The organism is Sagittula sp., from assembly GCF_052825245.1.
In genome coordinates this window covers 29,466-47,407 of record NZ_JBRBWD010000029.1, presented here as the reverse complement: position 1 = coordinate 47,407, position 17,942 = coordinate 29,466, and the positions used below count along the sequence as shown (strand labels likewise).

Annotated in this window: 1 protein-coding gene (only partly in view); it reads left to right on the top strand. The window is 66.2% G+C overall.

Translation table 11 applies throughout. The features are described from left to right. Positions 1-17,942 carry the 3' end of an LEPR-XLL domain-containing protein gene (locus tag ACU0DV_RS10175; protein WP_446241706.1) on the top strand. It extends 21,151 nt beyond the left edge of the window, so 17,942 of the gene's 39,093 nt are visible here — the last part of the coding sequence; its start codon lies beyond the left edge, outside the window; the stop codon is at positions 17,940-17,942.

Genomic DNA, 17,942 nt, shown 5'->3' with positions numbered 1-17,942 from the left:
ACACCGTCACCGCCCGTCCGCAGTCGAAGAACACCGGGTTTGCGGGGGCGGTCTCCGTTGGCAGCGCCACGATCCGGACCGACCTCGACGCGGACACCGACGCGTGGATCGGCAAGAACGGCATCATCTCGGCGGACAGCATCGACGTTGAGGCCCGCGGCCTGCACACGGCAGAGGCCGCCGCGCTGAACACCGGCGTCGCCGGTCTGGTGGACGTGGCCCTGCTGGACGTGCAGGTGGTTGACAACGGTGGTGCCTCCGTCCGCATCGGTGCGGCCAACGGCGACGCCACACCGGGCACCACTTCGATCACCACCACCTCCGGCGGCATCGACCTCGACGCGGCGCTGACCTCGAACGTGACGGCCCTGACGTCCGCCACGTCGGTGTCCGGCCTCGGCTCCGGCATCGACACCGACACCAGCGCCATCAACAACGCGGCGGTGAAGGGGCATATCGGCAGCGGTGTGGACGTCGATGCGGCCACCGTCTTCCACATGCAGGGCAAGCTGCTGGGCAAGACCGACGCCTCCGCCACCTCCGTGCAACTGACCGGCGGCGTGTCGGTCAACGTCTCGGACACCGAATCCACCTTCAGCCCGGACGTGGTGATGACCACGGGGCAGGGCGGTTCCATCCACGCCGGGCAAAGCGTGACCGTCCTGGGTCTGCTGAACTACGACGAGGTCAACGACGAGTTCCTGCGGTTCTCTGATGGGTACGGCGCCTTCGGCAATGCCGAGGGAACCGGCGTCGCGTTGCTGGCCGCGGTGGATCACACCGTCATCGACGTGGACAACAACTCGCTGGTCGATGTGACCGTGGCAGAGAACATGTCGCTGACCTCCACCAGCGGTGACATCAACGTCGCCGCGCGGCATTCCAACGAGGCCTACGGCGCGGGCGCCACCGGCGGATTCGGCGGCTTTGCGCGGGTCGCGGACATCACCGCCGACATCAAGGCGACCGGGACGACCAACGTGTCCTTCCTCGGCGATGTGGGCGACGGCACCGCGGCTGCGGCCTCCGACATCAACTTCGACGCGGCGGCGCTGTCTGCGGCGACCTCGACCATGTCCTCGGGCGGCGGATCGATCTTCGGCGACTTTGCCGAGGGGCAGGCCAACGCCACCACCAACCACACCATCAACGCGACGTTCGGCGGCAGCGGCAGCACGATGAACGTGGCCAACAACATCAACGGCAAGGCCTTCCTGCTGGCCGACGCGGATGCAAGCGGCAGCACCAACGGCTTTGGCGGGTTCGTCAGCTCCGCCTCCGTCGGCACGGCTGCGGCGGCCACGGGCGTGGTGAACTTTACCGTCGGCGCCACCGACCACGTCGAAGCCGGCAACCTGATCGAGCTGGTGGCCGAGCAGGGCGGCGAAGGCAGCGACATCTCGGACGGCACCGTGCTGAACTCCAGCGCGGCCAACGACACCATCAACTTCGGCAACTTCCACAAGCTGAACGACGGCGCGACGATCACCTACAGCGGGACGACCGGCGGCGGCCTGACCTCGGGCAAGGACTATACCGTCGTCGTCTTCGACGACACGCAGATCCAGCTTGGCACCAGGTTCGCGCAGGGCAACGTCACGGTGAACCGCGACACGATCACCATTGCCAACCACGCCTTCGAGGACGGCGACCAGGTGATTTACAACTCGAACGGCGGCACGCCCATCACCGGGCTGTCGAACGGTTCGAAGTACCAGGTGAAGGTCGTCGACGAGAACACGATCAAGCTTCAGACCATCGGCTTCACCGAGGTCGAGGACAGCTTTACCCGCGCCATCGTGGACGCAGTCGACGACAAGATCCTCGACACCTCCACGCCATTCAACAACGGCGACGTGGTGACCTATCGCCCGGCAGAGCCGCGCATCTTCGTGTCGACCTTCGTGGATGCCATCGTCACGCTCGATAACGAGAACACGGAGGTCAACGAGTTCAGCAGCACGCAGGACGGCTCGAACGTCGGGCGCATCTTCCTGCCCGGCCACGGTTTCTCGAACGGCGACGCGGTGATCTATACCGCGCTGGACGGCTACGAGATCCCGGGCCTGAACAGCGGTCAGACCTACTATGTCGTCAACGGCGGCGCGGCGATCGGCGGCACGCCGCTCGGGGCGGCCTACCAGCCCGATGCCAACTTCATCCGGCTGGCTGCCAATCCGGAGGACGCCATCGGTCGCGATCTGGACCCCGATCCGGGCGTCTTCGATTACGATCCGGTGGCGATCATCAATCTGCCCTACCGTTCCGACAATGCAGACACCGGCTTCGGTTTCGAAGGCCATTCGCTGATCGGCGTCGGAGAAAGCCCGGTCGGCGACCTGAACCCGGGGCAGTCGTACTACGTGGTCGAAAAGGACGCCAACGGTTACAAGCTGGCGACCGATGCGGCGGGCACGAACATCGTCAACCTCTACCTCAGCGGAAACACCGAGGGTGGCTCGCACCGGTTCGTGCGTGAAGGCATCGACCTGCAATCCGCGGGGACCGGGTCCAACCAGACGCTGGTCTTCGACCTCACCTCGAACAGCCTGTCGGGCGTGTTCGACGGTGTGGGCGGTGCGGCGGGTTTTGCACTGCCGGAATCCGCAGACGGTATCGTGAACTCCTCGGCCGGCGGCTCGGGCGGCAGCCTCGGGTGGAGCAACCAGCGCGGCAAGACCTACGCCGCACAGGTGGCCAGCACGAACTTCACCATGGCGGCCAACGGGCACCTGAAGGCCGACGACATCACGATCCGGACCGACGGCGACGCGAACGCGGTCGCCAATGCGGATGGCGGCGGTGGCGGCAGCATCTCCATCGCCGGAGCCGAGGCCTACGCAACGGTGGTCAACACCAGCCTGATCGACATCGGCCAGAACGCCGTTCTGGACGCCTTCAACGACATCACCGTCAAGGGCATCCTGAAGTCCTACGCTGCCTCCGAGGCCGAAACCACCAGCGGCAGCCTTCTGGGCGCCGGTGCGGATGGCACAGCGGAGTCGCGGATCTATTACGGTGTCGACCAGCAGATCAACGGCGACCTGACCGCCGGTGACGCGATCCTGATCCAGAACCTCGTGGACAACAACGCGACCGCGAAGTCCGAAGCCTACGGCGGCGGCATCTTCGGGGTCAGCACCTCTGTCGACGCGGTGGCCGAGGTCCGCAAGGCCTCTCAACTCAACGCCAACAACGCCATCTGGGCCCGGCACAACGTCAGCCTGCTGGAAGACCCCGATGCCGCGGGCGACGCCGAGGCGCGCATCAACGCCTACTACGACCAGTTCCGCGGGGCCGAGATCACGCTGAACGGCGCGGCCGACCTCGTGGCGCAGACCATCACCATCACCTCGGACGTGACGCGCAACCGCGCGAACAGCAACACCAACACCGTGGCTGGCGCTGCCGGCGGGTCGGCCAAGTCCTACTCGACCTCGCGCATCGTGGCCGAGAACCGGGTGGTGCTGAACAACGGCTCCGAACTCACCGGCAACGCGTCGATCCTGGTCCAGGCGCAGAACCTGAACACCAACAACTTCGCCAAGTCCAAGGCGCGGCTTTACGCCATCGGCGGCTCGACCCGTGCCAATTCCACGAACGAGGTCACCAACGACGTCAAGATCGAAGGACACTGGGAATCCATCCTGCGCACCGCCGATCTGGACGTGAACGCCATAGACACCGGCGTGGACAACGACCGTTCGCGCAGCCCGGGCGGCGGCTACATCGGCCCGCGCCGTCGTGGCGGCGACAGCTCGACCGACCTGACGCGCGACATCTTCTGGGAAGCCCATGTCATCCTGCTGGGCGAGCCGAACCCCTACCTGCACATCGACCGCAACGGGGTCATCCAGTCGCTGTCCAACATCGACTTCCTCGGCGTGAACGCCGGCAAGACGGTGGGCGACACGCTCGACTTCATCAGCGCGAGCAACAAGCAGGTCGTGCTGGACGACATCATCTTCGACCAGGCGGGCAAGGCGACCTTCTACGCCAGCGCGGACTCGAGATACAATTCGCTTGGCCGCATCTGGGGCAACGAGGGCCTGATCGAAAGCCAGCGGAGCTGGGATTTCGTCACCCTCATCAATGAATCCGAATGGGATCTGGTCATCAACCACATCGACGCCATCGACGGCGGCGCGGTGGTCGACGTGATCGTGGACGACATCAAGTTCGACGGCTCGGGCGAGGGCAACAACACCTCGAACACCGCCGGGACAGTCGGCAATACCTTCGAGTTCCGCCTGAACCTGCTGTACCCGCAGACTGCGGTGCGCATCCTGAACATGGATCACGCGCTCGACAGCTTCGACTTCTACACCGGACCGGTGTTCGACAACACCGCACTGAACATCGCGGACAGCGACATCATCCTGCTGGGCGGGATCGAGAACACCTTCGGCCACACGCAGATCATCAACGAGCGCGGCAACATCCGCGCCGACCAGCCCGAACTGCGGATGAGCGATCCGAATGCGCCCTCCGTCGTGGTGACGCCGGTCTTCGAAGAGGCACTGATCCGCACCAACACTATCGAACTGGATGCCTCTGGCGACATCGGCAACCAGTCCGCGCTGACCGGCCGCAAGGCCGTGGCGGTGGAACTGCTGCGCATCGAACATGCCGTGGGCGAGGACGATCCGATCGAGCTGAAGGAAATCTCGCTGACCGCCGATGCCGGTGGCGATGCGGTGCTCGACATCACGCTGCACGACCGCACCACCGATGCCGGGCCGGTGACGGTCGAGATCGAGCGCATCCGGGCGGGTGACGACGTCGACGTCGTGATCAACGACAGCCTCGTGGGCAACGCGCCCTCGACGCTGACCGGCCTGTCTGTGCAGACCTTCAACCCGCCGGACCTTGTGACCACGCAGGCGCGCACCGGCAGCTACTTCCGTTACTGGAGCCCGGATGCGGACGGCGGCGCCTCTTACTACGACTTCATTGGCCGGTCGCTGAACACCACCGCCACCGAGGTCGATTCCACCTATGTCTTCGTCGAGGTGCGTGCCGGTGACGATATCGACATCGGCCATGTCACCACGAATGACGTCTACATCGATGGCGCGGGCAATCCGCTCCCGGGTGAGGAAAACCGCAGCTATCGCACGACCGACCTCTCCTACAGCCTGCCGAACCCGAACCCGCGGAAGATCACCGACATCGACGTAACACCCGCGGCGTCCTCGACCACCGTGAACTTCGTGGTCTTTAGCGACGCCGACTGGACCGGCGGCAGCAGCGACGACGGGGTCGAGCAGATCTGGCTGACGACCAACGGCAACATCCTTGCGCAGGAACTGTCCGGCGACATGCTGGTGGGCCACATCCATTCGACCGCCGGTGACGTGACCCTGTGGTCGGGCGGGCGGATCCTCGATGCGGACGGCACGGCGACGGTCGACGTGACCGCCGGGAATATCACGCTCTATTCCGGCGTGCCGACCGGCGCACAAAGCGGCAGCGCGGTGCTGACCCTGCTGCTGGGCCAGTCTGACGGCTTCACGGCTGGTGGCCTGACCGTGCTCAACGGCGTCGGATCGCCCGGCACCGGAGGCATCGGCGAAGGCGACGACTTCCTCGAGATCAACGTGGATCGCAACAACGCGGGCGGGGCGACCGGCCACAACCTCGACGCCTTCGACACCAACGCGGGCACCAACACCGGCATCTTCATCGACGAGATGACGGGCGACCTGCGCGTGGGCCAGGTGGAAACCGGCGGCGACGTGTCGCTCCGCACGGTGGCCGGGTCCATTGTCGACCGGCCCGAAGACGGCGCCGAGGACGTGACCGACGCGGATATCATCGCCCGCGCCGTCAACCTCGACGCCAACGGGCTGGGCGCCAGCATCGGCGAGATCGGCAACGACCTCGAGATCGACTCGCGCAACGGCAGCGCGGGCAGCGAGACCGTGGACGGCGTGTCGCTGGATGCGGCACAGGACGACGTGGCACTGGAGGCACTCCAGAACATCTTCGTCACCGAAACCGAGGGCGCGCTGCGTCTCGTCCTGGCGCACGCGCTCTACGGCACGATCCGCCTGACCGTCCGCGAAACCTCCGAGACCGAGGAGAACCTGCTGCTGGTCGACAGCGGCGTGGCGAACTTCGCGGAATCCGACGCCCGCTATCCGGGCCTGCAGGACGACCACAACCGCGTCGTGGCGCACGGCACGATCTTCGCCGAGCGCGGCGACGTGCTGCTGCTGGTCGCGGACGGTGTCGTGACGGATGCGAACTCCGACCTGCTTGCCGCCGGTGACATCACGATCTTCGGCGATGCCAACTATGTGGACGGCGTCGATCAGGCGAGCGATCCCGATGCAGGCTATGGCACGCGCATGACCCTGCGTGGCCGCATGATCGCCGGTGCGGACGTGACGCCGGGACAGGACGGCTTCAACGCCGGACAGCAGGGCGGGCCCGTCATGGGCTCGGCCATCGCGACCTTCACGACGCCGGTCTACGGCACGACCATCTTCGGCAACGACGACGTCGACCAGATCCAGTTCGGCGACACCAGTGGCGGCTCCGGCCAGACCACGCAGGGCAGCGACGGGTTCATCTACCTCGGCTCCCGCACGACGGTCTATGGCTCCGACACCGCGCCGACCGACGGCGCCGGCGTGAACGGCAAAGGGCTGAGCCTTGGCGATGACGGCGAGGACCGGTTCCGCGTCTATTTCCTGCAGGACACCGCGACGGTCACGTCGCCGTCGATGCTCGACGCGCTGCAGGCGCTGGGGCAGGCGGACGCGGGCCATACCCTGACGCTCGACGGGCAGGCCGACACGGACACCTACGAGATCTACCTGCTTGGCTCTGACGGGACGGACGAACGCAACTACGTCATCAACGCGCTGGACACCGGCGCCGAGGACGATGGCGTCGATGAGCTGCACGTGCTCGCGCCCTCCGCAACTCTGGCCGATCCCGATGGCACCGACGACATCTTCTTGATGCGGGCGATGCAGTACATCGGCGGCGAGGCGGCGGATCGTCCGGGCTTCGTGGCGCTGCTGCATGGCACGGTGTCCACCTACCAGGACGTGGTTCAGTTCAACGAGGACAGTGCCGAGGTCAGCCGCATCCAGTACGACAGCGGCATCAACGGCCGGATGATCGTCGAGGGCCGCGAGGGCGACGACCAGTTCTACTCCGACGACGTGACGGTCATCACGACGCTCGACGGCGGGGCAGGCGACGACACCTTCCAGGTCGGCCAGATCTTCGGGATGAACCGGACGCTCGACGCCAACATGCTGCCGACGGATATCTTCCCGGAACTGGTGGCGACCACGCGCGGCTGGCTCTCGCCGGGGTCAAGCGCGCCGCTGGTGGCACAGGGCGGCACGGGCAACGACACCTTCCGCGTCTACTCCAACCAGTCGGAACTGCGGCTGGAAGGCGATGACGACAACGACCTGTTCATCGTCCGCGCCTTCGCGCTGGCGGCGACCACCGACTTCGACTGGAACGGCGACAGCTACGACGCCGACCCGTCGCAGGGCGCCATCGACGTGGACGATCTGGAGGCAGGCGTGGCCGTGCTGGAGGCGCTGGAGACCCTGCGCACCACGAATGCCTGGACCGTCGCGCAGGCCATCGACAACCTGACCGATGCAGACGTCGCGGGCTTCGACATCTTCATCAACGCCGCATGGCGGACGGATCTGAAGGCGAAGATGGTGGTCAACGGCGCCACCTCCTTCAACATCAACGGCGACTTCGGGATCAACTTCCTCGACCTGCTGCTGACGCCCACCGTGACCGACGCCGTGATCGTTCTGGATGCGGACGGTGTGGCCTCGCCGCAGATCGGACTCGGCTTCTCGGTCGCACAGGCGCCCGACATCCGCGCCGGTGGCGGCCAGGACGAGGTGCGTTACAACGTCAATGCTCCGGTCTCCGTCGACGGCGGCGCGGGCTTCGACAAGATGGTGATCCTCGGGACGGAGTTCGCGGATGACATCGTGATCCGGGCCGACGGCATCTTCGGCGCGGGCCTGAACGTCCGTTACTCCACCATCGAGGCGATCGAGGTGGACGGCCTGGAAGGGGATGACGAGTTCTTCGTGCTCTCCACCGCCTTCGGCGTCAGCTACCGTGTGATCGGCGGCCTCGGCTCAGACGTGATCAACGTCGGCGGCGACGTGACCGAGGACATCGTGACCCGCGAGCTCGAAGGCGCGACCGGCACGGTGGACCACCTCGTGCGGTCCTCTGACGTGCTCTACGACGGCGTGGTCATCGACGGCTTCGACTACAACGTGGCGCGGGACGACTCCGGTCTCGTGGTCATCAACGAAGAGGCGGCGGGCGACACCTCTCAGGGCCGGACGGTCGTGGGTGAGGAGAACCTGCTCGCCGACCAGTACGCCGACTTCTACACGATCCGGCTCGCGCAGGCGCCGACCGACGTGGTCTACGTGACCGTCTCGGCGGCGCGCAGCTTCCAGGAAGAGCGCGACATCGACCCGATCACCGGTCAGCCCTACGACCTGAACCCCGACTTCCTGACCGACGCCCTGGGCGAGACGGTCTGGCTGTCTGCGGTCGATCCGACCGGCGGCGCGACCCCGGGCGGGGCAACAGTCACCGATCTGGACTTCCAGCGCACCGTCGTGATCAACGGCGTGACGGCCTACATCTCGCAGAACGCGATCACCTATGCCTTCACCGCGGCCAATTACGCCAACGAGGTCGGTGTCTACGTCTTCGCACCGGATGACGACCGCTCCGAAGGCGACCGCGTGACGGTCATCCAGCACAGCGTGGTGTCCGAGGACATCGCATACAACGGCATCGACGTGCGCAATGTCGAGGTCGAGGTGATCGACAACGATACGCCGGGCATCAAGGTGCGGGAAGTGGATGCCGCCGGCAACGATGACGGGCGCACCGTTGTCGTCGAGGGCACCGACACCAGCGAGCTGACCGACGAGGTCCGCCTGTCGCTGGCCCGCGATCCGGCCTTCGGCGAAACCGTCGTGGTCGACATCGTGGTCGACGTGGACAGCGACAATGCGCTCGAGTTCTCCAACATCGCGGGCGACAGCCGCCTGAACCTCTTTGCCTCGACCTCCGTCCGTCCGAGCGACGGCAAGGTCGTCATCGGCACCATGACCTTCACCAACAACGGCGCCCCGGGTTGGGATGACGAGATCCGGCTTGGCGTGGAGGCGCGCGACGACTTCGTCCGCGAGGACCTCGAAATTGCGGTGCTCGAGTTCGAGCGCAACGATGCAACGACCGACGCCAACTACATCTTCCCGAACCTGCGCTCCGGATTCCAGATGCTCGACGTGGAGGTGCATGACAACGAGACCTCGGGCGCGGTTGTGCTGGAGACTGGCGGCGACACGCTGCTGGTGCCCGACAACGCGGACACCGTGACGGATGAGACGGAGACGGACAGCTACCAGATCCGCCTGACGCGCCAGCCCGACGACAGCGTGACCGTCGCGGTGCTGACAGATGGCCTGGCCGATGTGACCTCGATCGAGGGCATCACGATCACGCCCGAGGACTACGCAGTGATCGGCGGGCTCCAGGCGACGCAACTGTTCTCCGGCAACCTCGTCTTCGGCACCGACGGTTCGGGCAACCTGACCGTCACGCGCGGCGAAGGGGCCGACCTGGGCAGCTTCCAGGACGAAGGGTTCTTCGGCGAAAGCCTCGAAGCCTCCGTGCGCTTCGACGGCACCGTGACCTTCGGCAACGACGGCACCAACCTGACGATCGGCGGGGCGGGTGTCGGCGGCAGCTTCTCGGCCGGGGACACGATCCGTGTCCGTGCCGGGTCTGCGGGTGGTTTCGACACGAACAATGACGACTATGTTGTGTCCTCCGTCAGTGCCAACCAGATCGTGCTGACGGCGCTTCTGGGCGATGGCGACTGGGATACGGCGGGCAGCGCGGACGACGTTCAGCTTTCCGACTTCGCCACCGTGCCGGGCGAGCGCATCCGCCTCGACGGGCTTTCCGGCGCGTTTGCGGCGAACAACGGCGATTACGTCGTCATGTCGGTCAGCGCGGATGGCCAGACCCTGACCCTGACCGCCACCACCGCTGACGTGCCCGGCTGGGCGCAGGGCGCCGCCGACACGGAGGCTGTACTGTCCGACCTGGCCGAGAACTTCATTTTCGAAGGCACGGTCGGCTTCGGCGAAGAGACCGATCCGCTGGCCTTCCCGGGCCAGTTCCTCGACATCGGCGTGGCCGGTGCACAGGAAGGCTGGCTGGCTGACGGGTTCCTCGAAGGCATGTGGGTCCGGATTTCCGACCTGAACGGTGGCAACCCGGCGGTCGAGGCCAAGATCCAGCTGATCCGCGGCGACAACGACAGCCAGGACGCCAAGCTGCAACTGATCCACGTCATCATCGACGGCACCGAAATGGCGCTGGCCGACACATGGCTGGGCGATGCGGCGGCGGACCAGGTGCAGGTGGTGCGGATCGCGCCCGAGGTGACCTTTACCGACGGCAACTGGTACGACCTGCAGACCGTCACGCTGACGGCGGACGCGGACTATGTCGTGCCGCCGACCCGCGATGGCGTGAAGATCTTCCCGGTCTCCACGCATCTGCTGTCCAAGCTGCGCGGCCCGCTTGCGGTCGAAGGCGGTCCCGCCGGGGCCGACCGGTCGCTGACCGCGGGCGTCAAGCTGCCGGGCGAGGCGGACGACTTCCTGATCGCCATCGGCGCACAGCCGCCGGAAAGCCAGCAGATCGACGTGCTGAATATCTTCAACGACTCGAGCCAGGCGGACACCTCCGGTGTGCTGACGCAGACCACGCTGCGCGGCTTCGGCATGGCCGACGACCTCGTGTTCGAGAACGTGTCCGGCCCGCTCTACGGCGAGGCGCCGGAAGGCTCGACCTCGATCACCGTTCCGGGCGGCATCAGCTTCGGCAAGATCAACTACGGATCGTTGAGCGTCGGCGCCGATAGCGCGCAGTCGACCATCGAGGTCCTGAACATCATGCTGGGGCAGGGCAACGACACGCTGGAGATCAACGGCACGCTCGATCCCGCGCCGTTCGTCTCGGCGCAGAACGTGTTCAGCTTCTCCGCACCCGGGCAGGACCCGGACCAGGAAGACGCCTTCGACACGTTCTACACCGTGCGCTCCGAGGACATCGACTGGAAGGCAGAGGGCTTCCTGCCGAACCAGACCGTGACCGTCGACGGCGTGCCGGGCGTGTTCTTCACCGTGGTCGAGGTGGCGGATGCCATCTACCTCGACGGCGAAGGCCAGCCGGTCCTGCAATCGGGCGCCTTCCTGCGTGATCCCAACGACAACTCCGTCCTCGTGCTGGAGGCCGTGGGCAGCCTGACGGCGGCGCAGCTCGACGATCTCGTGGCGGCCTTCGCGGGCGAAGTACGCCTCGTCGCGGTCGATGCGCTGGTGCTGGATCACTACACCTACGGTGTCGAGAGCACGCCCACCGGCGCCGTCCTGACCGGCATCGACTGGGAAAGTGAGGGTTTCCTTGAAGGGCACCTCATCAACATCGGTGGCGAGGACGGCAGCTTCGACACGGCGGTCCAGTACCGCGTGCTGTCGATCGAGGGCGACCGGATGGAGATCCTCGGCGACACGATCGAGGCGGCGGCTGCGGCCAGCAGCAACATCTGGGTGCAGGGTCCGCATGGCGGCCTGACGGTGGTGCACGGCGGCGGCAACCTGCCGGTGCAGACCTTCGGCGCCTACACGACCGAAACCATCTCCGACAGCAACTACCTGCTGCGTGACGATGGCCGCGACTGGGCGAACGACGGCTACACCGTCGGCCAGCTCATCTACATCGAGGGCGAGACCGACACGCGCGAGATCCTCGCGATCCTCGACGCGGGCGACGTGCCCTCCGCCACCACCGACTTCGACAAGCCGGACGGTGCCTCGGCGACCTGGGGCAACGGCTCCGTGCTGGTGCTCAGCGGCGATCCGATTGCGCCGGTGGACGAGAATGGCGACGGCTCCATCGACATCCACAAGTCCGTCGCGCTGAAGGTGGAGGTCACGACAACTGTGACACTGCTGGCCGATCAGCTTGGCCGCACCGACGGCGGCAGCTGGCTGGACGACGGTTTTGCACCGGGGCAGGTGATCTTCATCGAAGGCATCCCGGGCGGCTTCACCATCGACAACGTCACGGCCGAGACCATCACGCTGGCCGGGGCCGCAATCCACGAGTGCGTCATCGAGGAAGGCACGGAGATCACGGTCTACCGGATCGACCTATCGCGCGACGACGGTGCGCAGGTCGGCGGCGATCACTTCATCATCGGTCTGGACCTCGACGCGCTTGGCGTGGACGCCAGCGACGGCATTGACGCCGCCGAGCAGGCCATCCTCGACAACGCGGTTCTGGCCGGATCGGAAAGCCCGCTGGTGGTCTACGGCGACACGAGCCAGGACGGCGTGTGGTACGGCGGGCGGTCCTCCGACCGGCTGGGCCTGGAATTCGGTCCCAAGCCGTTCAACCCGTTCCCGGATCTGCCCGACGAGGAGAACGAGGACGACGAGTGGGTCTTCCCGCTGGCCAATCCGTTCGACTTCGCGGGCAACGACGTCATCGACGCCAGCGCGCTCTTCGCCTACCGCGATGCGCAGTCCGTGGGCTTCACAGCCTATGGCGGCGCGGGCAACGACTCCATCATCGGCTCGCAGGCCGGTGACCACCTTGCCGGCGGTTCGGGCGACGACACGATCCTCGGGCAGGACGGCACGGACCACATCTACGGCGACAGCGGCGTGAACGTGAACATCCTCACCCGCGCGCTGCACATCGTGACCTCCGACAACAGCCCGGCGCCGACCATCGACCCGACGCAGGGCGCCTCTGATCAGACGTTCAAGCCGGTGCGCGTGGCCGGCCCGATGCGCGACGACATGCAGGCCGGTGTCGACGTCCTCTACGGTGACGACAGCATCGCAGGCACGCCTGAGGATACGCCCAACATCATCTTCGGCGACCATGGCCAGGTGGTGATGTGGGTCGACGATCCGAACCTGCCGCCGGTGCTGCTGCAGCGCATCCAGACCACCGACATGGGCCTGGTGCTGGAGATCAACACGGTGGAGTTCCAGAACGGCGGCGATGACGTGATCTTCGGTTCCGCCATCGAGGACCTGCTTATCGGCGGCGCGGGCAACGACATGATCGACGGGCGCGAAGGCGACGACCTGATCTTCGGCGATCACGTCTCGCTGACCCAGCGCTTCCTCGACGCATTCGGCAACCGCGTGGATCATCCGACCGACATGCTCGACATGACCAGCCTGCGCTTCCAGGCGCTGGCGGGCGTGCTGATGTACTCGCGGACCGATCGCAACAGCGCGGCCCTCATGGGCGACGGCACCACTGCCGCGCGGACGCCGGAGTTCGCCTACGCCGCCACCGGCACGGACTCGCTGAATGAGTACAACTCGGGCCGCCTGCTGACCAACGGCATCGCCCAAATGTACCGTGACACGGACGGGCCGGACTGGTGGAGCGCGTTCGAGATCGACTATGCCCAGTTCCACACCTTCGCCATCAACGACGGTCTCGAGGGCGTGGGCTCCTTCGGCAACGACTACATCGCCGGGGGCGCGGGCAACGACCAGATCTTCGGCCAGCTCGGCCATGACGTGATCCAGGGCGACGGCTCCATCGACGACGCCGTGGCGGGCATCGCCCATGTCGGCGCGGCCCGTGTGCCGAACGTCGACGGCTTCGGCATCGACGATCCGGTCGGTCCGCTCACCGTGGTTGCCAGCTTCGAGGCCCTGACCGACGGTCAGGACTACATCGAGGGTGGCGGCGGTCGCGACGTAGTGTTCGGCGGCCTGGGCCAGGACGACATCGTCGGCGGCTCTTCGGACTTCTACAGCCTCGTGACCTCCGAGAACCGTCCCGACAGCGACGATTGGCTGTTCGGCGGTGCGGGTCTCCAGATCGACCGCAACAACGGCTTCGATCCGCTGGCCGACACCGACGGCAACCCGGAGACCTACGGCGAGGACGTCACAACGGCACTCGGCGTGGCCTATGCCGACAAGCATGGCCGCGACAGCGACGCCATTGTGGGCGACAACGGCGACATCATCCGCATCGTCGGTGTCAACGGTGTCGACATCAACCCGACCGGCGATCCGGCGAACGGGCCGAACTACGTCGAGTTCAACTACGACAACTACGGCGGCGAGAAGATCGTCGTGCGCGGTGTCCGGCTGATCGACTACACGCCCGGCGGACCCGACTTCGCGCCGGAGACCGAAGGGCAGGGCCGCCTGATGTGGTCCGAGACCTGCGATCCGAACGATGGCTTCTGGTCCACCGACATCGGTGGCCACGACGAGGTGCACGGCGAGACCGGGGATGACTTCATCTACCTGGGCGGCGGTTTCGACATTGCCTTCGGCGACGCGGACGACGACGACATCATCGGCGGCTGGGGTCATGACTGGATCTCCGGCGGGACCGGCGATGACGGTATCCTCGGCGACGACGGCCGGATCTTCACCAGCCGCAACACCAGCGCGGAGCGTGCCGGCGAATTGGGCCAGAACGAGACGCTGTACGGCATCGACTACCTGCTGAACCGCGATCCCGACACGCGCACCAGCCAGGGCAACGTCCTGAACGAGCTGATCCGCACCCCCGGCAACGTGCAGGTGGAGCTGATCAACGTCGCGGGCGAGCTGAAGAAGAGCGTCGACCTCACGCCCTTCGCGCTTGGCGAGACCTGGGTGATCGACGATCCGCTGGGTCAGAACCCGCGCTATGCCGACGACGTGATCTTCGGCGGTCTCGGGGTGGACTGGCTGCATGGCGGCGACGGCGACGACGCGATTTCCGGCGCAGAGGCGCTGGAGGACAGCTATGCGCCGCGCTTCGGCCAGCTGCGTGACGAGAACGGCGCGCTGATGTTCGACGAATTCGGCGAACCGGTGATCGGCATCGTCGGCCTTTACAAGTCGGACTTCAACAGCCCGTTCAACCCGGCGGACATCCTCGCCTTCGGCGACGACACCGACCCGTGGAACGATCCGAAGCCGATCCGGGCGCGCCTTGGCGAATTCTTCTTGTACGACGAGTACGACGCGCGCCGCACGATCCTGTTCGAACTGTCCGAGGACCACACCGGCACGACCGGCTACCACGGCCTCGTCTGGGGCGACGACGGATCGACCGTCTCCGACGACACCGACCCGACGCTGCTGCACTACTTCCTCAACTTCCACGATAACGAGGGCGTATCGGCGCTGGGTTACGTGGCCTTCGAGCCGAACGGCCAGACCCCGGACGAGGACGTCCCGGCAGAGTTCCGGCAGTCGGACGGCGACGACATGATCTTCGGCGACCTGGGCAACGACTGGATCGTCGGCGGCACGGGCCGGGACCGCATGTACGGCGGCTTCGGCAACGACCTGATGAACGCCGACGACGTGATGGGCGGGCCGGCGGTCTACCTGCGCGACGCGGAAGGCGGGCTGATCCTCGACGGCGGCGCACCTGTGAAGCTGTCGGACGTGTCGGTGCACGACGCCCATTCCGGCCTGAACGACGGCACGGACACCCACTGGCTGTACGAAGACCGTGCTTTCGGCGGGGCAGGGCTCGACATCCTGATCGGCAATACCAAGGGCGACCGACTGATCGACTGGGTGGGTGAGTTCAACAGCTACATCGTCCCGTTCGCGCCCTTCGGCATCGCCACGGTCAGCCGTCAGGTGCCGCCGCACCTGTTCGACTTCCTCTATGCGCAGGCCTTCGGCGACGGTGTCGACATCACCCGCACGGCGGACGGCAACGCGCCCAACCACAACGACCGCTATTCCAACGTGGCCCTGCTGCAGGGCGGGCTGCGTGGCGAGATCGGGCTGGTGACGCAGAAGGACCACGGTTACTGGCAGGACCAGACCGGCGGACCGAGCGATCCGCAGGCGGGCAACATCCCCGGCGGACGGCGCGACGTGCTGCGGACGTCGGACTTCAACAACAACTCCGGCGACATCTTCATCCGCGACACCGGCAACATGACGGTACAGGGCGGGGCGCTGACCCTCGCGGCCACCAGCACCACCTCGCAGGCGTCGGCGGTCTACAATCTGGATGAGTATCTGCCGGGCTACTACGAGATCCGCGCGCAGATCTCGACCGCGAAGCCCACGGGCGGGTCGAAGTCCAACGCCTACATCATCTTCGACTACAAGTCCGATATCGACTTCAAGTACGCGGGCATCAACATCTCGAACAACAAGATCGAGATGGGGTATCGCGACGCGTCGGGCTATCACGAGCTGGTCCAGTCCAACAAGCCGGTCCGGATCAAGCCCGACACGATGTACGACGTGCTGGTCGCGGTGAACGGCACCAACGTGACGGTGCAGGTCAACGGAGTGAACTGGTTTACCTACGACTACGTGCCGGAGATCGACATCGACGGCCAGCCGATCCCGCTCAACAAGGGCTTCGTCGGCTTCGCAACGGATGGCGGCACAGCCACGGTCGACAACTTCACCGTGCAGGTCCTGCCCCCCGACTGGACGATGGAGATGACCGACAGCTTCGAGGCTGCCCCGGCCCTCTTCATGCAGCCGGAATCGGGCGACTGGACGCTGGACACGGTGACTGCAGAGTATGCCGCGCTGGTGGGTGACGACTCCGTCGCCGTCAGCCTGATCGACCTCGGTGCGGATGTGTCCGCCTCCTCGGTCCTGGAGGTGGAGACGACGCTGGCGCAGGGCGATGTGGGCGGGCTGGTCTTCGACCATTACGACGACACCCGCTACAAGTTCGTGCTGGTGGATGCGCCCAACGACATGGTCCTCGTGGGTCACGTCGACGGGGCATCGGGTGTGGTCATCGACCAGACCTTCGCTGCGACACTCGACCCGGCGCAGACCCAGCACCTGAAACTGACGACCTCCGGCGCCTCTCTCAAGATCGGCGTGAACGGATCGAACGTGGGCAGCTTCGGGTTCAACTCCGTGTTGGTGGATGGCGACATCGGTCTGATGACCTTCGATGGCGCCGCCTTCCAGGACGTGACCGTGCGGTCGAACGACGCCGCCTTCGAGGTTGAGGACGGCCTGAAGGCCACCGACATCGGGCAGGGCGCCGAGACCGTGACCGAGGCCGAGGTTGCCGCGCTGAAGGACGCGGCCATCCGGATCATGGTCGAGCGTATGGGCCTGAGCGCCGAACAGGAAGAAATGCTCCGCTCAGTCGAGGTCACGGTTGCCGATCTGGAAGGGGCGCTGCTTGGCCAGGCCACCGGCCACGGCATCCACGTCGATGCCGATGCGGCGGGCCATGGCTGGTTCGTCGACCTGACACCGCTCTCAAACGAGGAATACCTCGCCGACGTGAATGGTGTCCTGCGGGCGCTGCCGGCGGCGGCCTCGGCCGGGCGGATCGACCTGCTCAGCGTGCTGACCCACGAACTGGATCACATGCTGGGGTCGGTGCACCTGTCCCATGCCGAGGACGGCGACCTGATGGGCGACATGTTGTCGACCGGAACGCGGCTGTCCTTCTTCGCCGATGGCGAAGATGCGCCCACCGGCGGCACGCTGATCTACGACGACACCACAGGCGGTTTCGTCACCGACGAGGGTCTGCGCCACATGACCTCGGCGCGGACACTCCGGCTGGATCTGGACGCCGGCACCGTTGCTGTCCCGGATGCGGATGTCAACGACGCCCCGTTCCTGCTGACCGATCCGATCCCCGGAACGGCCAGCCCGGACGTGCCGCGCGTGTCCGACACGCTGGTCGTCTGGACTGCGCCCGAAGAGACGGCTCCGCAGGACGGCGAGACTGCGTCCGGCAGCGGCAAGGCCGCATCCGACACCGGCAAGAAGGCCGGGGCGGATGTGACATGGAAGGCGCGCAGCGGTCTGCTTGATCGGCTGAGCGGCCTGTTCCACTGA